At 56.3% G+C, this 24,202-nt stretch carries 22 protein-coding genes; 5 read left to right on the plus strand and 17 right to left on the minus strand.

Features of this window, described 5'->3' with window-relative positions:
- Positions 1 to 9 precede the first annotated feature (9 nt).
- On the minus strand, positions 10 to 1,485 hold the full coding sequence (locus AC0V6W_RS01215) for a hypothetical protein (protein ID WP_486146363.1): 1,476 nt from the start codon (positions 1,483 to 1,485) through the stop codon (positions 10 to 12).
- A 201-nt stretch (positions 1,486 to 1,686) separates the two neighbouring features.
- On the opposite strand from AC0V6W_RS01215, the gene AC0V6W_RS01220 reads away from it, so the two are divergent.
- Together AC0V6W_RS01220 and AC0V6W_RS01225 are read left to right on the plus strand one after the other, a co-directional pair.
- Positions 1,687 to 2,718, plus strand: coding sequence for a D-alanine--D-alanine ligase family protein (locus tag AC0V6W_RS01220; RefSeq protein ID WP_486146364.1), 1,032 nt, complete (start codon positions 1,687 to 1,689; stop codon positions 2,716 to 2,718).
- 266 nt (positions 2,719 to 2,984) lie between these two features.
- On the plus strand, positions 2,985 to 4,184 hold the full coding sequence (locus AC0V6W_RS01225) for a serine hydrolase domain-containing protein (RefSeq protein WP_486146366.1): 1,200 nt from the start codon (positions 2,985 to 2,987) through the stop codon (positions 4,182 to 4,184).
- Between the two features lie 156 nt (positions 4,185 to 4,340).
- On the opposite strand, the gene AC0V6W_RS01230 is transcribed toward AC0V6W_RS01225, so the two are convergent.
- Positions 4,341 to 5,075, minus strand: a complete 735-nt coding sequence (locus tag AC0V6W_RS01230) for an SDR family NAD(P)-dependent oxidoreductase (protein ID WP_486146368.1) — start codon at positions 5,073 to 5,075, stop codon at positions 4,341 to 4,343.
- A gap of 363 nt (positions 5,076 to 5,438) precedes the next feature.
- Between AC0V6W_RS01230 and AC0V6W_RS01235 the strand changes: the two genes are divergently transcribed.
- Genes AC0V6W_RS01235 through zapE form a run of 3 tightly spaced genes read left to right on the plus strand, consistent with a single transcriptional unit; the run spans position 5,439 to position 7,889 of the window.
- Complete coding sequence (locus AC0V6W_RS01235; RefSeq protein WP_486146369.1) at positions 5,439 to 6,221, plus strand: succinate dehydrogenase iron-sulfur subunit; 783 nt, start codon at positions 5,439 to 5,441, stop codon at positions 6,219 to 6,221.
- 52 nt (positions 6,222 to 6,273) lie between these two features.
- Positions 6,274 to 6,759: a PaaI family thioesterase gene (locus tag AC0V6W_RS01240; protein WP_486146370.1), complete on the plus strand. Its 486-nt coding sequence runs from the start codon at positions 6,274 to 6,276 to the stop codon at positions 6,757 to 6,759.
- On the plus strand, positions 6,756 to 7,889 hold the full coding sequence (gene zapE, locus AC0V6W_RS01245; protein ID WP_486146371.1) for a cell division protein ZapE: 1,134 nt from the start codon (positions 6,756 to 6,758) through the stop codon (positions 7,887 to 7,889). Before AC0V6W_RS01240 ends, zapE begins: the two co-directional genes overlap by 4 nt.
- Positions 7,890 to 7,900: 11 nt before the next feature.
- On the opposite strand, the gene AC0V6W_RS01250 is transcribed toward zapE, so the two are convergent.
- From AC0V6W_RS01250 to AC0V6W_RS01320, 15 genes are all read right to left on the minus strand, one after another.
- Positions 7,901 to 8,824 (minus strand): crotonase/enoyl-CoA hydratase family protein, encoded by a 924-nt coding sequence (locus AC0V6W_RS01250; RefSeq protein ID WP_486146373.1) that lies wholly within the window; start codon positions 8,822 to 8,824, stop codon positions 7,901 to 7,903.
- A 190-nt stretch (positions 8,825 to 9,014) separates the two neighbouring features.
- The gene (locus AC0V6W_RS01255) at positions 9,015 to 10,913 is read right to left on the minus strand and encodes an XrtA/PEP-CTERM system amidotransferase (RefSeq protein ID WP_486146374.1); all 1,899 of its coding nucleotides are present in this window, start codon (positions 10,911 to 10,913) and stop codon (positions 9,015 to 9,017) included.
- Positions 10,914 to 10,923: 10 nt separating this feature from the next.
- The gene (xrtA, locus tag AC0V6W_RS01260; protein ID WP_486146375.1) at positions 10,924 to 11,955 is read right to left on the minus strand and encodes an exosortase A; all 1,032 of its coding nucleotides are present in this window, start codon (positions 11,953 to 11,955) and stop codon (positions 10,924 to 10,926) included.
- Complete coding sequence (locus AC0V6W_RS01265; protein ID WP_486146377.1) at positions 11,945 to 13,168, minus strand: TIGR03087 family PEP-CTERM/XrtA system glycosyltransferase; 1,224 nt, start codon at positions 13,166 to 13,168, stop codon at positions 11,945 to 11,947. Before AC0V6W_RS01265 ends, xrtA begins: the two co-directional genes overlap by 11 nt.
- A gap of 15 nt (positions 13,169 to 13,183) precedes the next feature.
- Positions 13,184 to 13,696 (minus strand): GNAT family N-acetyltransferase, encoded by a 513-nt coding sequence (locus AC0V6W_RS01270; protein ID WP_486146379.1) that lies wholly within the window; start codon positions 13,694 to 13,696, stop codon positions 13,184 to 13,186.
- Complete coding sequence (locus tag AC0V6W_RS01275) at positions 13,608 to 14,258, minus strand: hypothetical protein (RefSeq protein WP_486146381.1); 651 nt, start codon at positions 14,256 to 14,258, stop codon at positions 13,608 to 13,610. Before AC0V6W_RS01275 ends, AC0V6W_RS01270 begins: the two co-directional genes overlap by 89 nt.
- Positions 14,255 to 15,190 (minus strand): XrtA system polysaccharide deacetylase, encoded by a 936-nt coding sequence (locus AC0V6W_RS01280; protein ID WP_486146383.1) that lies wholly within the window; start codon positions 15,188 to 15,190, stop codon positions 14,255 to 14,257. Before AC0V6W_RS01280 ends, AC0V6W_RS01275 begins: the two co-directional genes overlap by 4 nt.
- 2 nt (positions 15,191 to 15,192) lie before the next feature.
- Positions 15,193 to 16,347, minus strand: coding sequence for an XrtA/PEP-CTERM system-associated ATPase (locus tag AC0V6W_RS01285; RefSeq protein ID WP_486146385.1), 1,155 nt, complete (start codon positions 16,345 to 16,347; stop codon positions 15,193 to 15,195).
- Between the two features lie 20 nt (positions 16,348 to 16,367).
- Positions 16,368 to 17,021, minus strand: a complete 654-nt coding sequence (locus AC0V6W_RS01290) for a hypothetical protein (protein ID WP_486146387.1) — start codon at positions 17,019 to 17,021, stop codon at positions 16,368 to 16,370.
- Complete coding sequence (locus AC0V6W_RS01295; RefSeq protein ID WP_486146389.1) at positions 16,966 to 17,991, minus strand: TonB-dependent receptor; 1,026 nt, start codon at positions 17,989 to 17,991, stop codon at positions 16,966 to 16,968. The genes AC0V6W_RS01290 and AC0V6W_RS01295 overlap by 56 nt, the downstream gene beginning before the upstream one ends.
- Positions 17,992 to 18,044: 53 nt before the next feature.
- Positions 18,045 to 19,007: an AAA family ATPase gene (locus tag AC0V6W_RS01300; RefSeq protein ID WP_486146391.1), complete on the minus strand. Its 963-nt coding sequence runs from the start codon at positions 19,005 to 19,007 to the stop codon at positions 18,045 to 18,047.
- Positions 19,008 to 19,017: 10 nt separating this feature from the next.
- Positions 19,018 to 20,538, minus strand: coding sequence for an XrtA system polysaccharide chain length determinant (locus tag AC0V6W_RS01305; RefSeq protein ID WP_486146393.1), 1,521 nt, complete (start codon positions 20,536 to 20,538; stop codon positions 19,018 to 19,020).
- A 15-nt stretch (positions 20,539 to 20,553) separates the two neighbouring features.
- Entirely contained in the window at positions 20,554 to 21,195 is a 642-nt protein-coding gene (locus AC0V6W_RS01310) for an XrtA/PEP-CTERM system exopolysaccharide export protein (RefSeq protein ID WP_486146395.1), read from the minus strand.
- 198 nt (positions 21,196 to 21,393) lie between these two features.
- Complete coding sequence (locus AC0V6W_RS01315) at positions 21,394 to 22,620, minus strand: pyridoxal-dependent decarboxylase, exosortase A system-associated (RefSeq protein WP_486146397.1); 1,227 nt, start codon at positions 22,618 to 22,620, stop codon at positions 21,394 to 21,396.
- Complete coding sequence (locus AC0V6W_RS01320) at positions 22,617 to 24,179, minus strand: acyl-CoA ligase (AMP-forming), exosortase A system-associated (protein ID WP_486146399.1); 1,563 nt, start codon at positions 24,177 to 24,179, stop codon at positions 22,617 to 22,619. Before AC0V6W_RS01320 ends, AC0V6W_RS01315 begins: the two co-directional genes overlap by 4 nt.
- Positions 24,180 to 24,202: the final 23 nt, after the last annotated feature.

Consider the following 24,202-nt stretch of genomic DNA (forward strand, 5'->3'; position numbering starts at 1 on the left):
GCCCGCTCCTCAGACCCCGCCGGTTGCCGCCCGAATGGCCTCGCCAATGCGCGTCATATCAGCCTCAATGCTCGCGCGTGCATCGTCAATCGTCAGCCCGGCCAGATGCGCAATCATCGGCATGGAAAGCCCAATACGCAAACTGCCGCCCCAACCGCCGCTATCAGCCAACTTAACACATTTCACCGGTTGCCCCAGCCTGATGCCATCCAACGCAAGCTTTGTATGAATGCCTTGCGCATCATCGAATGCCTTCAAGCCGGGCAGTGCGCTCATATCCAATGTCACCAAAGTGCGCATTTCAATCGGCATGTCCGGGGTGCATTGCGCCTCACCCGGCCACACCCGCTTTGCCCCCAAGGGCTGCGCGCAATGCTCCATCACTGCAGTTTCAAATGCGGCGATGATGTCTGTGACATGCTGCATTGGTATGAGCTGGAACCGCTCAATCTCGAACACGGCAGCTTCCAGCCTGAGAGCAAGCGAGCGGTTCTCGCTATCCTCCAGCACCGAGGCGCCCGGCCACGCCGCAGGCCATTCCGCTCGCCGGGCAATTGTCTTCAGCCCCTCTGGCAGGGTTGCCGCCTTCGCCATGACTTCGGGAGGCACCAAAGCCCAGCCATTAAACGGCGGCGCGCCTACAAATTTGGACCCTGTCATCAGCACAATTGCGCCGCGTGCCAGATAGGCGGCTATAGCGCTTTGCGTGATCCGCGCCTGACACGCATCAATAACAAACGTCACCGCATCGCCAAACCGGGCCTGCAAGGCATCAATATCCGCAACGCTCGGCAGGACCAGCCCCGTTTTTGAGCCATGGACCCCGTGGACCAAGCAATGCTTGCCCGCGCGCCCCGCCTGCTCAATCTCTCGCGCCATCGCCTGCGCTATGCTGGCGCTGGAAAGGCCCTTGCCCGCCGCGCATCGCACCGGGATATCGACCATGGTGACATCGCCAAATCCGGGCACAGGCTCGCCTGCGTTAACGCTGATGCCCAAAGCGGTTTCAGCAGCGAAATAGCGCGCGCGGGCTGAATGCACGCAGCCGCTGCCTATTTCGTCCGCGCCCAAGAGGACATTGTGCACCCCGCCCGGCGCACGCCCTACGGCGCAGGCAAGCGCTGTATATTCCAGATCCGTTCCTGACGGCGCAAAGACGATCTCAGCCGCCTCGCCCAGCGCAAAAGCAGCCTTGATCCGCGCCGCGCAATTGCCCAGCCACTCGCCATAATCGCTCGCATCCCCCGCGCTTTCCAGCAAATGCGAAAAGGCATCTGCCGAGATATCGTTCACTGTCGAAGACGAGTAGGCCAGCACATCGCGCGGAAAAGGCGCGGACATATATTTGTTGAGGCCCGTATCCTCGCGCAAGGCAATGCGCGCATCACCGCCGGCAGCCAGATCACCGATCAGCTGCCGCTCTGCCACGTCAAACGTTATGCCTGGTAAAGGCCAGTTTAGCCTGATCTGGGTAATAAATGCCAATCCCGAATGGCCATGCCGCTTTGCGCCGCTTCAGCCTTGTTGCCAATGCCCGATTTAGATCGCGCCCTGCCCGCGGTCCTGTACGGGATTGGCTTTAACCAAAGGCTGACCACAAGAAAACCGCAAATTGACTGGCGCGCGCCCGCCTGTTTGCCTAGGCCGGGTAAGCTGATCCAAACAAAAAAGAACGAAATCGCAACCATGGTGCAAGCCTTAACATCCGCCCTCACCCCGCTGCGCATTCCCGCTGAGGCCAAAGCCCGGCTTAACGTGCTGTTTCTGGCCAAGAATGCCCTTTGGGAGGGTGACATCCACCCCACCGATGGCAATCATGCGCGTTATCACCGCGAAATGCGCGAAGTGCTCGAAGGGCTCGGCCTTAATCTGACCATTCGCGAGACGCACGATATTCTGTTCGATCCGCCGGGCGATGTTGATTTCGTCTTTCCGCTGCTTAACCGGGCTGGGTTTTTCAATTCTGAAATGCTGGTGCCCTTGCTGTGCGAAAGAGCCGGGCTGCCCTATCTGGGGGCAAGCCCCATCCTGCGCGGATTGTCGGATGACAAACATTTGGCCAAGCGCGTTGCTGCCGATGCGGGCGTGCCCACCGCCCCGTGGGCCGTGTTTCGCAAAGGCGCGCCGGTTACGCCGGACAAATTGCCCAAAGCCGCGCGTTATGTCGTGAAACCCAACAATTCCTCGGCCAGCTGGGGCGTCGAAGATGCGCATGACTGGGACGGGATCGCCGCCGCGATAGAGCGCATTCACAATGATCCAGACAATGGCGGGCAGGATGCGATTGTCGAACCGTTTCTGAAAGGCAGCGATGTCGAAGTGCCGGTGGTGACGATCAAAGGCACGCCGCAAATCATGCCCATGCTGATCTTTCGCCAGGCAGACCCGTCACATCTGCGCACCTATTACGAAAAACGCGACCTGGTGGATCGCAGCCAGAAATATTCACTCGACCCATTTGAAAACCCGCAAATGACCGAGCAAATCGCCAAGCTGACCGCACAGGTTTGGGAAGAATATCGCCCGTTTGATTATGGCCGGTTCGAATTCCGAGTGAACGAGGATACGGGCGAAATCACGTTCCTGGAGCTAAATCTCAACTGCAATTTGTGGTCCGAAAAAGTATTTGGCAAATCCGCTGTATTGGCCGGATGGACACAGGAACAGCTGATCGAAACTCTGCTGGCAGAGGCAATGGCCCGGCACGAGTTGATTTAAGAGCCAATACGTATTTGATCAGGGGCAAAGAGGACAGTCGGCAGGCGACCCAGTTTCGGCTATTGAACTCGGTTGGGAATTGGGTTGACCGCTGACCGTCTATTTTCAATCTAAGGTAGCCACTTCGCTTTGCGCAGCGCCGTCCGACGACAACATTTGGCGCTGAGCAGTCAGCCCAGATTTCTGTGATCGACGGTCAAAAGAAGTGTTGACTACGACCGTAATCGAGGTAGCGGAGAGAGTAGGTTTCTTGGGAGTTCGACGAATTGAAGACAACAAGTTATGTTGCGCGTACCGCTCTGGTCGTTTGCAGCGGTTTGGTTCTCCTGCATGGATGTTCGCCTCAGGCGACTGTTGCTTCATCTCAACCCAGTATCAGCAATCCATATGCCGATTTAGAGCTAGATTTTGATGCTCTTCTGGCGGAAAACAAAGTTGTCACAGCCGGGGCAGCGATAATCACTGAAGGGCACGTTGCGTGGATTGGAAACTTTGGTGAGCAAGCGCCCGGGATCATGGCCTCCGAACAGACTTTGTACAATGTAGGGTCGATTACCAAAACTGTCGCAGCGGAAACCATACTTCGACTAGTATCGGATGGTACATTGTCGCTTGACGCATCAATGTCACCTGTTTGGGTAGATCCCGACCTCCAAGATGACAATCGGCATGAGCTACTAACGCCTCGTGTCGCGCTTACACATAGTACGGGTTTTCCCAATTGGCGGTTCTTTACCGAGAACGGAAAGCTTGCCTTCAATGCCGATCCGGGGACATCATTCACCTATTCGGGCGAAGGGTATGAATATTTGGCAACCTATTCTGAGATGCTAACAGACCAGAAGTTTGAAGCGCTTGTCCAAGAATACGTCTTTAATCCGATAGGCATTGAGAATGCATCGTATAGCATTGACAAGGCCTATTTCGATAACATCGCTCAAGCGAAGGCCCCGGATGGATCCTTTCCAGGACATTATTGTTACCCAAACAACGGGTATTGCCGCTCGGAAGGTAGCTCGACCCCAGCAGACGATTTGGTGATTTCAGTCAGCGATTATGCCTTATTTCTCATCTCGGTGATGAATTCCGACGGGTACGAAAAATCCCTAACTGCCGATAGAGATACAGTGCATGTCAAAAAGAAAGAGGCTGACAGTACAATCCTTTGCGACAGCACAAAATACGCGCAATGCCCGCTTGCTCAAGGGTATGGCTTGGGATGGGAAGTACTCGACTTCGGGGACCGTAAGATTGTTTCCCATGGCGGCAGTGATTGGCACGAGTTAACGCTAGCTTATTTCGATACGCAGTCAAAAGACGGTATCATCATCTTTCTCAACGCCCCGAGCAAAGACGCTTTGAAGGTCATGCCAAAAGCAATTTCATTGTTGGATGCTGACTCGCCAATGATCGAACTTTACCAGCGTTGGCTACAACAAGCTGAAGCTGCTGCTGGTCCCGATTAAGAGTACACTTTGCTCAGTCAAATTGAAGGTGTTCCCGTCTGGGCAGCTCATCAAGGCCGACGTCCGCTTTCACCCCCAAATACGGTCAAGCCATTTGACAAAGGTGTTCGCCAAAAGCCTACATCTAGAGCGCCTCGCGCCCCAAAATCTCGCAGATCAGGCGGGAACCACCTTGCCGGCGAAATCGAATACCTTCCCGCTGTCCCCAGCATCGAGCCCACAAAGCACAGCAAGCAGATTGTCAGCCGCTTTATCCGGCGGGGTTAGCTGTCCTTCGGGCAGGCCTTTTTGAAAAGGCGCTGATAGATCGCTGTCCACCGTGCCGGGATGCAGGCCCACCACCACGCTTTGCTTGTGAGTGCGGGCCATTTCCAGCGCGAAGTTCTTAATCAGCATATTGAGCGCCGCTTTTGAGGCGCGGTAAGAATGCCATCCGCCAAGCCGGTTATCCGAAATCGAGCCGACCCGCGCAGAGAGCGCTGCGAATACGAACCCATCATCGCGCGCCATCAGGGGCAGCATATGTTTGGCGATGTTGGCAGGGCCGATTGTGTTGATCGCAAAAACCTGCGCCATCGCGCCCGGATCAAGGTGTTTGTAAGTCCGCTCTGGCCCGGTGCCATCGGGTAAAGTGAGCACTCCGCTGGCCGCGATCACCCATTCGGGCGGATTATCTCGCATCATGTCTGCGGCGGCTTTTATAGTCGCCTCATCAGCCAAATCGAATGCGAAAGGGGTTATCGCATCGCCTTGCGGCGCCTCTCCTGCGCGAGAGCCTGCATAGACACGCTCGCACCCGCTTTGCGCCAGCTGCTCACACAAAGCGCGCCCAATCCCGCCGGTGCTGCCAAAGACTGCGGCAGTGCGCGGATATTTTCCTACTTCACCCATAGAGAGTAAAGCATTGGAATGCGCGCTTGGTTCCCCGCAATCACTCAGCGCTCGGGCGCAAACACGCGGCATTCAGTCACTGGCAAATTGGCCCAAACCAAAGGTTACACATTGGAACACGCATTTGCCGATTTCCCTCAATTTCTTAGGGCGTTGTCGAAAAGGAAAACTTTTGCAGAATATGGGGGTGAGCGGTCCATGTTGGCGTGGCCGAATGCACCGAAAACACCGAATGCGCGCGCGTCTTGCCTATCGCCTTGCCTTTGGTGCAACCCACAGGCCAAACCACGCAATCGCGTGCCCCTTGTCTCAGGCGGTGGAAACGCTAGTAACAGTGTCAAGACACATGGGATCAGACTGACAATGGCTACTTTCACGCTTCCGAAGAACTCAGTCATCCGCAAGGATGGCAACACGCACAAAGCCGAAGGCGCTGCGCGGGTGAAGAAGTTCAAGGTGTACCGCTACGATCCCGATAGCGGCAAGAACCCGCGCTATGACACGTTCGAGGTCGATCTGGATGAATGCGGCCCGATGGTTCTGGATGCCTTGTTCAAGATCAAGAACGAGATCGACCCGACGCTGACGTTCCGCCGGTCCTGCCGCGAAGGGATTTGCGGGTCATGCTCGATGAACCTGAATGGCAAAAACGGCCTTGCCTGCACCACCGCGATTGAGGATCTGAAAGGCGAGATCCGCATCACTCCCCTGCCCCATATGGATGTGATCAAGGATCTGGTGCCCGATTTCACCCACTTCTACGCGCAATACGCCAGCATCCGCCCGTGGCTGCAAACCGTCAGCCCAACACCTTCGGGCAAGGAACGGCTGCAATCGCCTGAACAGCGCGAGCAGCTGGACGGACTGTATGAGTGCATTCTGTGCGCATGCTGTTCAACATCGTGCCCGTCCTATTGGTGGAATTCGGACAAGTTCCTTGGCCCTGCGATCCTGCTTCAGGCCTATCGCTGGCTCGCTGACAGCCGCGATGAGATGACAGGCGAACGGCTGAATGAGCTTGAAGACCCCTTCCGCCTCTATCGCTGTCACACGATCATGAACTGCGCGAATGTGTGCCCCAAGGGCTTGTCGCCAGCCAAAGCGATTGCAGAAACCAAGAAGATGATGGCGGAACGCGCGATCTAAGCTGGGTTAAAGGCGCTTTCCTACTTCCATAAGGCATGGCAGAGGCTGGCGCATGAACACCGCCCATGACACGATCAACGTACCCTTCGACTTTCACGCCATTTCGCCTGAAGATGCCGAGGGGGAGCAAGACTGGTTCAGCTGGAACCTTGTCGATCGCACACGCTACAACACCGCCGTGCTGGGCGATATGCGGGTTCGCCGAGAAGGCGATACGTGCCGTTTGCGCATGTATCCCGAACGCCGCCACACCAATCTGGGTGACAATGTGCATGGCGCAGTCACCCTTGGCCTGATCGACATCGCGCTGTTTGCAACCATGCATATGTGCGGCACGGGCGAAGCTGGTCCGTCGGTAACGGTGGAGCTGTCCACGCAGTTTGTCGATGCAGGCGACCCTTCGCGGCCGCTTGATGCCGTAAGCGAGATCGTGCGCGAGACTGGCCGGATGCTGTTCGTGCGCGGACAAGCGGTTCAAGGGGACACGATTGTCGCAAGCTATTCGGGCATTGTGCGCAAGATGAAGGCGCGCAAATGACAGGGATAATTGCGCGCTACGAACAGCTGATCGCAGAGGGTCAGCTACAACCCGACGCCGCACAGCAAGCCGCAGCTGAGCGCCTGCAACGCTTGCAGGATGAGCTGGCCGCTTCCCCGCCCTCACGCAGCTGGTTCGAACGGTTGACGGGCACTGCGGTATCGCGCGTAGACCCGCGCGGTGTCTACATGTGGGGCGGAGTGGGACGCGGCAAATCGATGTTGATGGACCTGTTCGTCGAAACGCTCGCGATTGAGAGCAAGCGGCGCGTGCATTTCCACGCCTTCATGCTTGAGGTAGACGCTCTCGTCGCTGAAGCGCGCAAACAGCAGCGCCCCGATCCCTTGATATCGGTCGCGTTGGAGCTTGCCGAGAAGACACGCTGCCTGGCCTTTGACGAGATGGTGGTGACCAACACAGCCGATGCAGCGATCATGGGGCGGTTCTTCACTGCCATGATGCAAAACGGCACAGTGATCGTGACAACATCCAATCGCCCGCCGCAAGACCTCTACAAGGACGGCCTCAATCGCTCGCTGTTTGTGCCTTTCATCGATCTGGTTGAGCAAGAGATGGATGTGGTCGAGCTGAACGGCCCGACCGATTACAGATTGGAACGGATTGGCGGGCTATCCACCTGGCACACTCCCATCGGCGAGGCAGCCACAGCGCAGGTGCGCGAGGCGTTCTTCCGATTGACCGACTTTGCCCCCGAAGATGCCGATCACGTTCCCACGGGCACTTTGGACTTGGGCGGAGGGCGCACTCTGCATGTGCCCAAAGCGCTCAAAGGTGTGGGCGTGTTCAGTTTCAAGCGATTGTGCGCAGAGAACCGCGGTGCGTCAGACTATCTGGCGATTGCCCGCGCGTTCCACACGGTCATAATCGTGGGCATTCCGCAAATGGGTCCGGAAAACCGCAATGAAGCGATCCGCTTCACCAAACTGATCGATGCGCTTTACGAACACCGTGTAAAGCTGTTTGCAACCGCGGCGGCAGAGCCTGATGGGCTCTACAAGACAGGCGATGGCGCGTTCGAGTTTGAGCGTACGGCGAGCCGGCTAAACGAAATGCAAAGCGATGACTATATGGCTTTGGGCCATGGCGCGCAGGAGGAGGCTGGTGTTTAACGCTTGGCAACCTAGGCAGCAGCGTTGCGCTCTGCCACTCGGCCTTGAGCGGCAACAAGACGGCTCATCATCTTCAGGTCATGGTCGGTCAGTTGCAAAGCGGTGTCCGCCCACATTTCGGTGATGCGGTTCAGTTCTGCCAGCTCAAGGTTCCACACATGCTTGGTAGCCCGGCAAGCGCCAACGATACCCGCATGACGGCGATCCGACTTCTTGATGTAGTCTTGCACAGCCTGAACCCCCTCACCCGGCTCTGCAAGAACATGAACAATTCCAAGGTCGTACATGTCCTGAGCGGTGTAAGTCTCGCTCGAAAGGATGATGCGATCCGCCATGGCGCTGCCAAGCTTGCGCGACAACATCGCATGCGCGCCCATACCAGGATAAAGGCCAAACATGATCTCAGGCAGGCCGAACGTCGCCTGCTTTTCGGCAATGATCGTATCAAAGGAGAGCAAAGCCTCAAACCCGCCGCCCAGCGCAGCACCTTGGACAAGGCCCACAGTAACCATCGGAATGTCGAGCGTGCGCAGATTGCGGTCAAGAATGGCGCAGCAGCGGTGGCCGTATCTGACCAATGCATCCCGGTCACGATTGCGGATCAAGCGCTGGAACAGCTCAAGATCGCCGCCATAGCAGAACACATCATTGGCGCGGCTGCCCAACACAAGGTAACGAAGCGGAACGCCGGACCCGCCGAAACTGCCGCCAATAAGCCGCTGCCAAGCTTCAAAATCATCAAGCATTGCGGGCGTGAAACTGGGCCGAAACTCAGGCCGCATGAACGTCCACAAAGTGGCGCGTTGATCGTCATACAAAACATCAAGCTGATCGAGGTTCAACAGCTCTTGCGGGATCGAGGCGTGTACGAGGCTTTCCGCAAGTGCATCTTCGTCACCCGTCAAGGGAATTGCGCTGTTGGCGCCAATATCCATACCTGTTCTCCGACCCTCCCCAAGAAATTCAAGGGGAATGGCTCTGAATAGAGCCGCAGCCTTTGCGGCTTGCTATGAACCTAAGCTAGTCGAGAGCGCTGCGTGTTTGCAAATAGTAATTCAAACTAATTCGGGTATTGAAATCCCAAAAAGGGATAGTGCTCTTTGGGACACATCGAAAAACGAGAGATCACCTTGTCAGTTCAAGACGCTGTATCGATTTGTCGAGCATCAGCAATTGCCACAAGATACGCGAATTGTCTGACCTGCCCGCGATATGATCTTCGGAGAGATTGGAGAGTTTGCGGGCATCAAACCAACCAGCATTTGCGACCACCGACGTACTGGTTATCGCTCTCGCTTCATCAGCCAGCGGGCCGCGAAACCAGTCGGCGATCGGCGTAACGAACCCTTGCTTGGGCCGGTACAGGATATCCCGAGGAAGCACCGGCTCCATCGAATGTTTCAGCAGATATTTGCCGATGCTGCCGCGCACTCGCATATCTTCGGGCAAACGGGCTGCAAATTCGACCAAGCGGTGATCGAGCAAAGGCTCACGCGCCTCGAGACTAACCGCCATGCTGGTGCGATCCACTTTGGTCAGGATATCTCCAGGCATCCAGAAAGTGAGATCGGCATACTGAGCGCGGTCCAAACCGCTTCGTCCGGGAGCATGACGCATAATGTCGATCAGCTCATCCTCGCCCTTAAAGCCCGCCAGATCACGCTTGAAACTGGCGGAATAGAGCCCCGCGCGAAAGTCCGATGTTGTTGCGGACAATCCGCGCGCATAACCGCGCTCACCACTTTCCGCCAATGCCAACAAGGTCGCTTTTGCGCGCAAGGGACGCGGTGCCCAATCGGCTTTGGGCCATAATCGCCCCAACCCGCCAAAAAGCGGCCCGCGCAATGATGCAGGAATCTTGCTGCGAATGCGCTCTTCATTGTGATGAAAGACCTGACGGCGATAACCCGCAAACGCTTCGTCCGCGCCATCACCGGACAAAGCAACGGTGACATGCTTTCGGGCAAGCTGGCACACTTTCCAGGTGGGTAATGCAGAGGCGTCCGCGAATGGCTCGTCAAACATATCCGCGAGTGCATCAATGCCTGCAAACTCGCCCGCATCGACAATCTGTGACTTGTGATTTGTCTCAAACTTCTCCGCTATAGTGTTGGCATAGCTGGTCTCATCCAGCCCTTTCGCGTCAAAGCCGATTGAACAGGTTGTGACAGGATGCGCGCTCTGCTCGGACATCAGCGCCACCACGCTGGAGCTGTCTACGCCGCCCGAAAGAAACGCGCCCAAAGGCACATCAGAGACCATACGCGATGTGACCGCCTCGCGCATTAAATGCGCAAGCTCGGCCGATAAATCCGCTTCACCGCCCGCCGCGCGGTCTTCAAAGCTGATATCCCACCAACGACGCGGATCGGACATCCCCTTGCCCTGCTCAAGCTTCAGAAAATGGCCTGCAGGTAGCTTACTTACGCCTTTAAGGATCGAGTGGCTGTCGGGCACGTAGCCCCATGTCAAAAATGCATCGAGTGCCTCAGCATCAAGCCTGCGCGGCATTTGCGGCAAGGCGAGCAAACCTTTCAATTCCGAAGCAAATGCAAGCTGCCCATCGGGAAGGAGAGACAGAAAAAGCGGCTTTACCCCAAACCTGTCACGCGCCAAAAACAGCTCGCGGGTTTGCGTGTCGTAAAGGGCAAAGGCGAACATGCCATCAAGCCGGGCGAGGCAATCAATTCCCCAGCGCGCATAGGCGGCCAGAATAACCTCTGTATCGCCCATTGTCTGAAAGCGCGCGCCGCTATCTTCCAGTTCCGTTCTCAGCTTTTGAAAATTGTAGATCTCACCATTGAAGACTATCACATACCGACCGTCAGCCGAGTGCATCGGTTGCGGTGAACCCTCCAGATCAATGACAGACAATCGGCGATGGCCAAGGCCAATGCCTGGCGCGGTCCACACTCCTGCCCCATCCGGGCCGCGATGGACCAGAGCATCGGTCATCGTCTCAACACTTGTTGGATCGATATGGCCGCTGCCTTGCGTATCAAAAATTCCTGCGATGCCGCACATGGTTCAGCTTTCAAACACCGCTGGAAGGGATAAGAGCAGCGCCTGTTATTGCTGCTGAAATGGCAAGTCCCATCACTGCGGCTGCGGCAATGCCGGTCTTTACAACGAGCGGGTCCAATCGAGCCAGAATTTGCGCATCACCGATTTGTTCAGCAGTCCAGCCATAATCTTCGGGTTCACGTTCAAAAAACCGCCATACCGCCGCAAGCAAAACTGCGACCACGATTGCAAAGAAGAACCATCCATAAATGACATGGTCAAACCCCTCTGCAAATTCGACGCCGTAAAATTGCGCGATATAGATCGTCCCCCATGCGCGCACTCCGTTGGCGAGGATCGGAACGATCACACAAGCGGCCAAAAAAGAAGCGCGCTTCATCCAGCTGTTAAAGCGAGTGAAGCAAACCAGCACTGCCAATGTCACCATAGCGATGAGAAAACGAACCCCCGAGCACGCCTCGGCAACAATAAACAGACCTGCGGGAGTGTCGATGTAGATGCCATCAATACTGGCAGGGATACCAGACCATTCGGTGAGCGCTATTGCGATGTCTGCGGTGATCATCTGCAAGGGACCGATAATCTCATCGCCGAACGGCACCAGAAACACCGCAAACCCTAATGGCAGCATCAAGAGAACCGATGCCCGAAGGCCCAGAACTGTCAGGACAGCGGCCTGAAGCGCGCCGACCGCGCCCGCTTGGGCAAACAGATTGATCCCCGTGAACCGACCAACTGCCCAAAGCCCCAAAGCCAAGACCACAAGCCCCAGTCCTGGGGCAAAACTGCGCGGCACAATCTTGCCAAGCTCAGACAGTTTCAGAGTAACCAGCCAAGCGATGATGAGCGGCACCAACAAGATGTGCGAATAGGTATCAATGTTCCACCATTGGTGCAGCATTTCGCCCCATTCGCGAGCGGTCACAAGAATGAGTGCCGCGCTCGCTGCGACAAGGCTGAGCACCGGCATACGCCATTCCGCAGGTAGGCTGTCCAGCAGCCCCCCGCGCGCTGTATCGCTCGCTGTCCCTTCAGGCGGCATCGCGCGCGCCTCCAGTCATGCCAAGCAAATCATCAAGCGGAGCCAAGGTCGCCGTCCAATCGTGATGATCCATGACAAAACGGCGCGCAGCCTTACCGATAGCCATCAAAGCCGCTTTGTCCGCCAAAGCGGTCTTTATTGTGCTGGCCATTTCTTGCGGGTCAGCATCGCTCACCAGCCAATGTTCCGCGTGGGTCGCTGTAATTCCGGTGGCGGCTTCGGGAGTTAGGCAAACAGGTTTGGCCATCGCCATCGCTTCAAGCACTTTGTTCTGAACCCCGCGGGCTATGAGAAGCGGCGCGAGAACACAGTCAGCAGCTGCAAGAAACGGGCGCACATCGGGAACTTCACCCCATATGCGAACACCCGGCATATCACCGTGTTTCAGCAAAGAAGGCGTGGGATTGCGGCCAACAATGTGAAATATCGCTTTGGGATGATCGGCTCTTACGAGTGGCAAAAGCTCTTCAATCGCCCACAAGGTGGCTTGTTCATTTGGCCGGTAATCCATTTGACCGGTGAAGACGAAATGCGGCCCGTCGCCCGCTTTTAAGTCCGGATGGGGAGTAGTGACAGCGGGATCAAAAGCGCGCGCGTCTATCCCGTTGCCGATCACCTGCACATTGGCTTTGGATGGCTCCTTAAGGCGGGAAGTGAACAAGGCCGCTTCAGCATCGCTAATGAGGATCGTGGCATCAGCACGATGTGCGAGCCTTTCCTCCTCTTGCGATAGCAACCGAGCCTCACGGGCGTTGAGCCACACCCGTTCACCCGCATCGGCGTAGTTTTCAAACTTGGCGCTATCAACATCGCACAGATCAATGACGCACGAGCCTGAATAATCTGCGGGTAGATACTGCCCCATCTGGCCCGAAAATATAACGACTTTGCCAATGCCGCGCTCGCGCAGAGTATAGCGCACCCAGCTTTCAAGCCGCGCGCTGTGAAAAGCGGTAAGGCTCACAGGCTTGCCCGTCACAACCGCTTGCGCGCCAGCGAGTGACAAGGGTTTTTTGCGGTCCACCACGCAATGCGATGCGGCCACTGCGTCCAATTGAGTGATGGCTGCCCGGTCCTCTTCACTGTCAGCAAAACAGCCCACATGCACCGGACCCAATTGCGCCAATTTGGCAAGCAAATGATGCGAGCGGATTTTGTCGCCGCGATTGGGCGGGAACGGGATCCGATGCGTAAGAAACAGAATATCGCTCACTGGCCCACCCAACTGTTAGGCGAGCCCGCGCGCGATCCACGGCCCAATCGTGTTCGCAACCGGCAATGGAAGCTTCTTCCACAGGTCAATCTTGCGGCTGTAGCTGGCGTCAGTGGGATCAATATTGCGCGGTTCGTGCCCCGCCGCATTCCAGCCTGAATAAGTGAGCGGCTTGGGCTCAAACCCCCAATTTTTCTTAAACTTGTATGGCCCGCTATCGGTTTTAGACCGGCCAAAATCAAAACTTTGCATCCCGCGTTCGCGCGCGTGTTTCATAAGCTCGAAATACATGCGCTCATTGGCGCGAGCGCCGCGCGCGGCAAACGTGCCGCCGCCCCAAAACGGCATCACTGCACCATTGTGGTAAAAAGACAGAACGCTGGATATCGGCTCTCCCTGGTGCAGAACGGTCAGCACATTGCTCGCATAAGGAAATGCCTCAAGCATGGCTGCAAACAGCTTCTTTGGGAAAACGGGCGTACCCAGATTGCGAACGCTTGCGCTGAACGTAGCGTAATGAGCAGCCAAATCCTCTTTTCCTGAGCCGATGCGAGATCTCGAGATCGTTCTTCAACCCCTTGCGCACTTCAGCGCGGGCCTTGCGCGGGATTGCCAGGAGCTCAGCTTCATCGTCTGCGGCGAGCGGGCGTTCAAAGCCGCAATGCTTATCATCCCAGTGCCGCCACCCATCAGGAACTGCACCGCCGCGCGCCTCAATGTTTGTAAAGCCGTTTGCCTTGGCAAACGTCTCAGCGGTTTGGCCAAGCGCATTTGCAGTTTCTTGATCGACTGCGCAAATTCCGCCTCCGACGCCAAAACCGCTTGAAATAAAGGCTTTTCCAAACAGAGCAGACCGCACTTCGCTGATGGGCAGCCAACCTGTGATGACACCGCCCTGCTCTGCCAGAAAACCCGCGGCACGCTGGCCTGTTCCTGCTTCCACCGCTTGCAGCCAGGCTGGCAGATGAAACAGGCTCGCGCTGCGTTCAGCCACGAAACCTTCAATCCGCCGAACAGTGCGCACATCGTTGAGGTCAACCGGATTGACTTGCAGAACGGTCTTAACGGGAGGTTTCACAGGCGCATTCACGCTGCCAGTTCCTGAGACGGAGCGGCGACATCAAACGGTTTGGCGCGCAGCTTTTCGGTTTCTGCAACCTTGTCGACGCGGTCCCAATGAAACTCTTCAGCCAGATCGCGCAACTTGCCGGCCATTTGGCGCAGGTTGGTATAGTGACGCAGCTTTGATCGCATGGGCGCGTTAGGCACACGAGGCTGATCGGGGTCCACTTCCCAAGGGTGGAAATAGAACATTGCCGGGCGCGCTTCCTGCGTGTTCACTTGATTGATGGCCCAGCGCGAAAAGGCGTATGGCAGCACTCTGAAAAAGCCCCCTCCGCCAGCGGCCACGCGGCGACCGCCTAGCATTGCAGTCGTCACGGGTATTTCGACGAGCGAAGAGCCAGTGATCGGCGTGAAAGCAAAACGCGGCGCCTCAGGCCAACCATAGTGATCGTGCGCTACCGGGGCGACACTGGAGGAATAGGCATAGCCTTGTTCAGCCAACACTTCGAAAGCCCAAGGATTGCGCTTGTCGATGGAAAAACTTGGTGCGCGATATCCCTTTACAGGCTGACCGCTGGCGTCTTCGATCAATTGCTGCGCTTTGCGGATATCTTCCGAGAAGCTTTTGCGGTCCAATGTGAACACGCGCGCGTGATCATATCCGTGGCTGGCCAATTCGTGACCCGCATCAGCAATCCGGCGCACCATGACCGGGTGCCGCTCTGCCATCCAGCCAAGCGTGAAGAATGTCGATTTGATGCCCGCTTCGGCAAACAGTTCCAGAATGCGGTCGATATTGCTTTCAACCCTGCACGAAATGCCGTCCCAGTCATCGCGAGAGATCACATTTTCAAACGCACCGACCTGGAACCAGTCCTCGACATCAACCGACATGCCGTTGATGACCGGGTCCGTAGACCGGCTCAAAGAACTGTCATTGGGATCGCCCCGATGCATTGTCAGGCGGCCTCACGCTCGGAATCATCTTCGAGCCATTCAATCAACATTGTCAGAATATGACGAACGGATTGTTCTTGATCCTCAAGTCGTTTTTCGATGCGCGCTATCGCAGATGCAAGGTTCGGATCCGATTCCAGATCGCCCGACCTGGCTCCGCTGGCACGCAGTTCGCTAATGGCTTTTTCCAGTCTCGCGGTGCGCTTATCGCGCTCAGCCAGCAGCGCGGCTACTTCAGCTGCCGGGACATTGCCAGCCACACCCATATGGGCAGCATCCTGATCGGAGACTGACATATCTCCGGTCAGTTCAATTGCTGGTGCAGGCGCATCAAGTCCGCCTTCGACATCACCCGCCATCTCTTCAATGACGGTGTCCAGCATTTCGGCCGTTAAGCGGTCCTCAGTTTCGATAGCGCCCAACAACAGCAGCCTATTCATGACCTGATTGACGCGGCGCGGAATACCCTCGGTCGTGCCAAACAGGGCTGGCATCAGCTTTTCATCGAGGGCGGGACGTCCGCCCCAGCCCACTCGCTTCATCCTGTGCGTGATGTAGCCTTCCAGCTCATCTTCATCCAATGCTTCCAGATGATGCGATGCGATGATGCGCTGGCGCAGTTGATCCAAACTTGGGTGATGCGCCAGAGTTTTGCGAAACTCGGGCTGACCCAAGAGCAGGCATTGCAATAACGGATGCGAGCCAAGCTGAAAATTGGACAGCATTCGCAGCTCTTCCAAAGGCTCCAAATCGAGGTTTTGGCATTCATCGACGATCAGCAAACACCGCCGTCCAGCACGGGCCTCGTCCTGCAGCAAACGTTCAAGCGCGCCCAGTGCGCCTGCCTTATCGTGCCCTGCCACCTCAAGACCAAATGCCTGCGCGACGACATGTATAATCTCTTCACCATCCAGCGCCGTGGTAACAACATGCGCAACGGTGAGCGATTTGCGATCAACCCGTTCCATCAAATGCGCAACAAGCGTTGATTTACCCGCACCCACTTCGCCGGTGATGACAATGAACCCTTCGGCCTGGTTCAAACCATAGCCAAGATAGGACATCGCCTTTTTATGCGTTGAGCTTTCAAAATAGAAATCCGGATCAGGCGTGAGCTGAAACGGGCGTCCGGTAAAGCCGTAATATTGATCGTACATATTGTTTAAGGCCCCGTCCTTCAGAAGTCGTAGCGCAGGCCCACAAGGGCTGATGCGACTGCAAAATCGTCTGCCGAAAATTCACTATCGACATAGTCTAGAGCAAGCGCACCACGGGCTGAAAGTTTTGAAGTGATAAACCTTGTATAGCCCGCAGAGATACCCGCAGAATTCACATCACCGCCATCGGTTCCACTTTCGAAGCGGTTGTAATAGGCATTGGTGGTAAAACGGCCGCTATTGCCCAATTGGCGATTGGCCGAGGCGATGACGAAATAGCTTTCATCGGTGACGCCATTGAGTGATTCAAGGACGGTTCCGGGAGCTCCAATAAACTCTCGATTATCATAACCGACAGCAAGTCCCGTGCTCCATCTTCCCAGTTGCCGCTGATAGCTGGCATTCACACCGCGGCCTCTGAAAGCTGCGGACCGAATGGAACCAACAGAACCAATTGAACCAGGTCCGCCGGCGCCTGTTACGAGCCCGCCAAACCCGCCTGTTACAGGATTTCGGACCGCGTTAAAGTCGCTCGACAGCCCCGCAAGCCCGCCGTTCAATCCGCCACCAAAGCCGCTTACCGCGTCATAGACATTCACAGCAAGCGAGCTGCGCGCATCAGGTGCATAGGTGAAATTGCCATAATACGTGGTCGAGATCGTAACGCTGGCCAACACTTGCCGCCAACGATGTCCGCGAACTGGGGCGCCACAATACGCCAACGTCCCACAGCAGCCCATCCACATCAAAGGCAATCTGGCGCGGACCGGTTTCGTCAGTTACGAACCGGCCCGTCTCATCAATAATCGGATCGCCGTTTGTATCGCGCAAAGCGTCGCGGCTTGAAATTTCAACATCCTCATATCCGACACCGCCAGTGATGGCGAGTGAAGGCGTGATCGGGACCGTGACATTAACGCGGGCGAACAGATCGCGCACACGCTGGTCAAGGTTGGAAATATCTTCCTGAAATGCTCCGACAGCGACGCCAACACCGATTGGCAATGGCTCGCCGGGGCGCGTGGTGGCGCTCAGCTGGCTGTTTATGGTCGTGCTTTCATCGAAGAGATCGATTGGATTGCCATTAACATCGGCGAGCACGCTGTCGCTTTCGAAGCGGTTATAGCCGACGCGAGTGGATCCTGCGACATCGACAATGCCGAACCTGCGGTTGAGTGTCGGCCCGGCGAATATGCTGTAAATCTCACTCGATGCGCCATCCTGAACAAGCGGATTGGCAGAAAATCCGCCGCCACCGTCAAGCCGCGTTGTGCTGGCCAAGGCGCCCGCATCGATACGCACTGACTGATCAAGCGCGACGTAACCACGCGCAATGCCGGTCAGGCGATCTGTGTCTACACGGTTGTCATCATAGCTGATGTTCCGCTCATATCGCAGGGAGACCGAACCGCCTGAGTTTCGCCCTTGCGCGTTCAAATCAACGCCGGCGGCAATCTGGGTAAATGTGAGAACATCATCACCTGGCGAAAGCTGAGCGCTGAGCACCTGGCTTACTTCGATGTAGGGCTGAACGTTGACCCCACGCCGATCATTTTGCTGCGCTTGGTCCTGAGCGTAGACGGGCGCAGAAAGACCGATCGCCGCAACGCCAAATGCTGCGGCGGCTTTTGTCGCTGCGCGCATAGCTCTTTTGGATTTCCCCATAGATGATGCGTTTCCTAGCACGGCGGGCATGATTAAATCTCCCTCTCGCCATAATCGCCAAAGCGGCGACCAGACGGGCTGAACTGCGCTGCATTCAAAAGCAGCTTGATATCGGGACACGCGGACAACAATTGCCGCGCATCTTCCAAAGCGGCGCGGCCAGTTTCGCCGGCGCGCACAACCAAAACGGTTTGCCCAACATGGCTGGCAAGCTCAGCCACAGGCGAAGCTGCCAAAGCTGGCGGCGTATCGAAAATTAAATAACGGTTGGGCGCACCAGCGGTCAGCCGATCAAGGATTTCCCCAGTTCGCGCGCTTGCAAGAAATTCAGAATCGCGCGCACTGCTCGTACCAGCGGGCAGAACATACAGGCGTTCGATATCCGTTTTTCGCGCAAGCGCCTCAACTTTGACATTCGGATCAGCCAGGGCATCCATCAGCCCCTGACCCTCGCCCTCTTCATCATCCATACCCAAGCGGGCAGCAACCGAGGGATCGAGGACATCGGCGTCAACCAGCAGCACTTCAACATCGCGTTCTGCGGCAAGCGCAATGGCGAGATTGACAGCACAATAGGTTTTACCCTCGCCTTCATGCGGGGAAGAAACAAGAATGCGGCGGCCGCGCTTGTCTTTGGTAGCGCGCGCATCAGCAATCAATTCGCGTTTTACGATGCGGAACTCCTCGAGCAGGCCAGTGACCTGATCTTCGGGAACAATCAGCCCCTCGCGGCGTAAGCGGTCGCGATTGACAACGCATGCAGGTCCGCTCAGCTCAACTTTTACCTCAGGAACAGCGGGATTCTGGCGCTCTGCAATTTCCGATTGAGCACCTCGCGTCGCTGCGACAGGAACAGGCCGCCGCCGATCATCCTCCGGGAGATCCTTTGGAACGTTGACAGCACTTACCTTGTCCAGACCAAAGGCCGAATTAGCCCGCTCCAACAAGGATGGCGTTTTCTTACCGGGTTTCGGGATTTTGCCGTGCTCGGTCATATCAATACCCTCATGCCACCGATGCGACCGAGATCATTTCGATCACGAGCAAGATTAAAAACACACCCACAAGCCCGGCGCAGGCCCCGGCGAATTGTTTGAGCCGCCGCTTTTCAAGCAAGCGAACGGCATCGGAACGATTCAAGGAAATCGAACCGATGACAGGCAGATCCATCGCGCGCTCCAATTTATGCGGCGTGGCAAAGCCAGACCGCAATTGCGCCATGCCCCACGCGGCACCCGCGCCGACAGCGGCTCCAACAAACAGGATGCCGAGCAAGAGCAAGGGACGATTGGGCGCAATCGGCTCTTGCGGAACAACCGGCGGATCGGTGACCGTAAAACGGAACTGGCTGGTCTGATCCTCAACATCACCGCGAGTCCTGAGATCTTCGCGGTCTTGCAACAGATCCTCATAGTTTTTGCGCAAAACTTCGTAGTCGCGGCTGATACGATTGGCTTCCGCAGCAACAGCAGGCTCGGAAGCCTGGCTCGCCATCAAAGACGCGATTTGCGATTGCACGGCAGCGCGGCGCGCTTGGGCTGAATCGACCGATGCCTGACGGTCGCCGCGTATAGCCAGCAGGGATGAATAGGCAGGGTTCATAGTGCCTCCGCCGCCATCACCAGCGGCAGCCACCTGCCGCTGCAATATCTCAACCTGTTTCTTTGCGGATGCAATGTCAGGATGGTTGTCGGTCAGACCGCGAGCGCGCAAGGTCGCCAATTGTGTCTGTGCTTCTGACAAAGCTGCCTGAGGGCCAGATGCATTGGGCCCTCCCGTGATTGTGCGCGGGGTCGAGGCGATCTGGCCGTTTATTGCCCCAAGCGCGCTTTGCGCTGCCGCCAGATCCGCTTCGATCTCACGAAGTTCGGTGCGTGATTGCTGGATCTTCGTCGACAGCGATTCAGACCCGCCAATCAATTCAGGATATTGCGTTTCGAAAGCAAGACGGCGTTCTTCGGCGGCTTCCAGCTCAACCTTGCGCTCTTCCAATTGCTCATTGAGCTCTGCGACGCCTTGGCTGATTCCTGCGCGATTGCCGACGATATGTTCTTCACGGAAAATATCGAGGAGCTTTTGCACCACATTGCGCGCAACAACCGCGTTTTCAGCATCACTCAGATTGCCCTCACCGACAGTTGCCACGATTGAGAACAAGCTGTCCTGCTCGCTGCGCACTTGGACATTCGGCCTCAAGTCCTCGATCGCTGCCTGCATTTCGCTGTCAGTCGTGATTTCCTTGCCAAGCTCCGTTGACGAGATGACTTTGCGCAAATTGATCGCACTCACCAAAGTCTGGCGAACACGCTGAATTTCTTCCTGACCGTCATTCGCGATACCCATCTGTTCGGACAGGACATCATCGACATCGACATATATGCTCGCCTTCGCCTCATAGGAATTGGGAATGAGCGCGACCACCAGCCAACCCAGCAGGCACACGCCCCACGCCACGGCCAGCGCCAACCAGCGGCGCTGCCAGACAGCATGGAGCGCTGTGCGCAGTTCTTCGACAAGTTCGTTCATAAAATCAGCAGGCCTTTAGAACCGGCTCTCGGGAATGATGATGGTGTCACCGGGTTTCAAAAGCACATTGGCCGTGCTGTCGCCGCGCTTAAGAAGATCGGAAAGGCGCAGGCGATATTCTTCCTGCGTGCCCGATTCTCGATTAAGCCGGATCAACTTGGCACGATTACCTGCGGCAAACTCGCTGAGCCCGCCAACTGCGATCATGGCATCAAGCACTGTCATGTTAGCCTGATACGGCAACGAGGCAGGCTGTTCGGTCGAACCGACCACCTTTACGCGTTGGTCGTAGGTTCCTTCTGGCGTGTTGACGATCACCGAAACGATCGGCTGTTCGATATACTCAGCCAATTGTTCGGCGATGTAGGTCTGCAATTCAGTTGCCGTTTTGCCAACGGCTGGAATGTCACGCACAAGAGGGATCGTCAGACGACCGTCAGGGCGCACCTTTACCTTTTCCGCGCTCAGTTCCGGATTGCGCCAGACGTGGATCGTAATCTCGTCAAGCGCGCCAATGCGGTATTCCTCACTCGGCGCTATAGCCTCGTTGGTGTAGGTTGCAGGCGGCAATTCAGGGCCGGTAGTGGTGCAGGCCGCGACGGCCACACTAACAAAGGCAGCGCCGGCAAACCGCGTAAACGAGATGGTCTTTTGCATTGATACGTATCCTTAACGTTGCGCGCCTGGTCCAAAAGCGAGGGTGCAGGAGCGACCTGCCACTTTCATTCCATCAAACACGCGGGTTAACTGGCAGAAAATGGTGAACATCCGGTTAGTGATGTGCGCCTAATCACCGCCTATCTCGGAATGAGACAATGCAACAAGGCTCCTTAACACAGCTTAACTCGGCAAGTGTCAGACCACTATTTCCGCCGCAGGACCATGCCCGAGGAAATCGCTCGGGCTGGCCGATGCGCCATATGCACCCGCGCAAAACACCGCGACAAGGTCCCCAACCTTCGCTTCTGGAACATTCGCCTGGTCCGCGAGCCGATCGAGCGGTGTGCACAAACATCCCACAATATTAACCACTTCGCTGGGTTCTGCGGCGAAGTGAGAGGCAATTGAGACGGGGTAATTGCGCCTTACGACCGTGCCAAAATTGCCGGACGCCGCCAATTGGTGATGAAGACCCCCATCGGTTACCAAATAGGTTACTCCATGACTAACCTTGCGATCAATGACGCGGCACAGATAAACCCCGGCTTCCCCGGCAATGTAGCGTCCTAATTCGAGGCATAACTCAGTCTTTTCCAGCGCGCCGGGTAGATCGGAAATCATGTCGCTTAACGCCCAACCGATCATACTAAGGTCGAGCGCCTCATCATTTGGGAAATAGGGTATCCCAAAGCCGCCGCCCATGTTCAGCTTTGGCACCCTTTCACCAATTTTCTCAGCCAGTTGGACCGATAACTGAAGCACATTTCTCTGCGCATCGATGATCGCGTCTTCGCTGAGAGCCTGACTGCCTGTAAAAATATGCAAACCGCGCCATTCAGCGCCTTCTGATATGACAAATTTGGCCAAATCGGGCACCTGCTGCGCATCTATACCAAATGGTTTAGCCCCGCCGCCCATCTTCATGCCTGAGCCCTTTAGCTCAAAATCGGGGTTTACTCTCAGGGCGATACGGGGTGCTTTACCCAAGCGCTGACTGATGGCGATTGCGCGGCCAGCTTCGCCTTCAGATTCGCAGTTTAGCGTGGCACCGACTGCGATGGCGGCTTCCAGCTCCTCATCGCGCTTACCTGGCCCTGCAAAACTCACACGTGCCGGATCAATCCCAAGGCTCTGCGTAACCGCCAGCTCTCCTGCCGAAGCAATATCGAAACCATCAACGAGCGCGTCCAAATGCGCGACCACTTCCCGCATGGGATTGGCCTTGATCGCATAATTGATCCCGATCCGGTCTGGGATATTGGCGCGCAAATGCGCAATCCTGCGACTTAGAAGATCGCGTGAGTAAACAAACAGCGGCGTTCGGCCTGCTTCTTGCGCCAAATCGCTGGCTTTATGCCCGCCAACCGCAAGTTCACCATCTATCGTTTCATATCCATCAGGAATTGGCCCTACAGGTTTCACTGGGTCTTCTCCTGCGCGGTCAGCTCATGCAAGAGCGCCGTTCGGTCAATCTTGCCGTTAGGATTAAGCGGCATTTCTACGCGCCAGTGGATCACCTTGGGGTGCATGAAGTTGGGAAGCTCCTGCGCGAGCTCTTTGCGAAACGCCTCGCGCTGCGCCTCGCTTGCGTGTCCGCGCACAATCAAATGAACCGCGTGGCCTAAAGACGGGTCCGGCAGACCAAGCGCCACCGCTTCTTGCACAAAGTCGCTGGCGATTGCGGCTTCTTCAACTTCTTGCGGACTTATACGATTGCCCGCGCTTTTAATCATCGCATCCCTGCGCGCCACAAAATGCAGCAATCCGTTACTGTCCCGCATCACCGTGTCGCCAGACCACACAGCCATGCCGCCATAGCGTGACTGGGCTGGCGCTGGTCGAAAACGTTTGGCGGTGCGCTCAGGGTCTTGCCAATATCCTCGCGCGACCAATGGGCCGCAATGGACAAGTTCGCCCTCTTGCCCTGGCTCCGCGATTTTTCCGTTTTCAGACATGACGAGAATTTCTGCGAAAGGTATCGCCTTACCCATTGAAGTCGGGTGCTTTTCAACAAGATTTGGGTCCAAATAGGTCGAACGAAACGCCTCGGTCAATCCGTACATCGGATACACATCTGCCCGCGGAAAGATTGACGTCAAATCATTCACCAATTCGCGCGTCAACGCACCGCCGCTGTTGGTCAGACGGCGCAAGGGCTTGCTTGCTTCGAGAGGCCAATCAATTTCGGTCAATTGCACCCAAAGCGGCGGGACGGCGGCAAGGGTTGTGATCGCATGCTTTGCACAAGCCTTTGCCACATCGCGCGCAAACAGAAAGTCGAGCGGAACCACGCTCCCTCCCGCATACCACGTCGATAACAGTTGGTTTTGCCCGTAATCAAACGAGAATGGCAGCACGCCAAGCGTGACGTCATCCTTCTGCAATTTGAGGTAATGCGCCACACTGACAGCACCCAACCATAAATTGGCATGGCTCAGCATTACGCCTTTGGGCCTTCCGGTCGATCCGCTTGTATACAGAATCGCAACAAGATCCTCAGGCGCACCGCTCGATGGGCCTAGATCCATCGCCAAAGCAGCCGCTTCATCCAGCGCGGCGGGTTCTTCCAATACACCACAACCCGGCGGAATGTCGCCCGCCTCGAGCGACTTTAACCGCGCAGGCGTCGCAATCAGCATCACAGCACCGCTATCTTCCAAAATGTGCGCTGCTTGCGCGCGTTTGAGCAATGGGTTGATAGGAACATGCACCAGACCGGCCCGCGCCGCTGCCAGTGGCAGAAGGCTAGTGAGCTCGCCTTTGGCTGCCCAACTCGCGATCCTGGCGCCTTGCTCAGGCACTTTATACCGAAGCCATCCAGCAAGCCGAGCAACACGCGCCCTTAACGCTTCGTGGCTAAGCACCGCATCGCGCAATATGAGGGCCGGACGTGTTTCATCCCCCCGCTCCAATGCTAGTTCAGCAAGATGGTCGATCGGGCGAAAAGTTTCCCGAGGCTCTTTGGTTGACCGGTTTGTCATGGCTTGTGTTTTAAGGGATATAG

The organism is Erythrobacter sp. JB1-7 (assembly GCF_057365015.1).

What these genes read in the sequence shown, in the direction of transcription:
- AC0V6W_RS01220 (WP_486146364.1), top strand. Translation starts at nt 1,687, where the DNA reads ATGGTGCAAGCCTTAACATCCGCCCTCACCCCGCTGCGCATTCCCGCT.
- AC0V6W_RS01230 (WP_486146368.1), bottom strand. Translation starts at nt 5,075, where the DNA reads ATGGGTGAAGTAGGAAAATATCCGCGCACTGCCGCAGTCTTTGGCAGC.
- AC0V6W_RS01235 (WP_486146369.1), top strand. Translation starts at nt 5,439, where the DNA reads ATGGCTACTTTCACGCTTCCGAAGAACTCAGTCATCCGCAAGGATGGC.
- AC0V6W_RS01240 (WP_486146370.1), top strand. Translation starts at nt 6,274, where the DNA reads ATGAACACCGCCCATGACACGATCAACGTACCCTTCGACTTTCACGCC.
- zapE (WP_486146371.1), top strand. Translation starts at nt 6,756, where the DNA reads ATGACAGGGATAATTGCGCGCTACGAACAGCTGATCGCAGAGGGTCAG.
- AC0V6W_RS01250 (WP_486146373.1), bottom strand. Translation starts at nt 8,824, where the DNA reads ATGGATATTGGCGCCAACAGCGCAATTCCCTTGACGGGTGACGAAGAT.
- AC0V6W_RS01255 (WP_486146374.1), bottom strand. Translation starts at nt 10,913, where the DNA reads ATGTGCGGCATCGCAGGAATTTTTGATACGCAAGGCAGCGGCCATATC.
- xrtA (WP_486146375.1), bottom strand. Translation starts at nt 11,955, where the DNA reads ATGCCGCCTGAAGGGACAGCGAGCGATACAGCGCGCGGGGGGCTGCTG.
- AC0V6W_RS01280 (WP_486146383.1), bottom strand. Translation starts at nt 15,190, where the DNA reads ATGCATCGGGGCGATCCCAATGACAGTTCTTTGAGCCGGTCTACGGAC.
- AC0V6W_RS01285 (WP_486146385.1), bottom strand. Translation starts at nt 16,347, where the DNA reads ATGTACGATCAATATTACGGCTTTACCGGACGCCCGTTTCAGCTCACG.
- AC0V6W_RS01295 (WP_486146389.1), bottom strand. Translation starts at nt 17,991, where the DNA reads ATGCGCGCAGCGACAAAAGCCGCCGCAGCATTTGGCGTTGCGGCGATC.
- AC0V6W_RS01300 (WP_486146391.1), bottom strand. Translation starts at nt 19,007, where the DNA reads ATGACCGAGCACGGCAAAATCCCGAAACCCGGTAAGAAAACGCCATCC.
- AC0V6W_RS01305 (WP_486146393.1), bottom strand. Translation starts at nt 20,538, where the DNA reads ATGAACGAACTTGTCGAAGAACTGCGCACAGCGCTCCATGCTGTCTGG.
- AC0V6W_RS01310 (WP_486146395.1), bottom strand. Translation starts at nt 21,195, where the DNA reads ATGCAAAAGACCATCTCGTTTACGCGGTTTGCCGGCGCTGCCTTTGTT.
- AC0V6W_RS01320 (WP_486146399.1), bottom strand. Translation starts at nt 24,179, where the DNA reads ATGACAAACCGGTCAACCAAAGAGCCTCGGGAAACTTTTCGCCCGATC.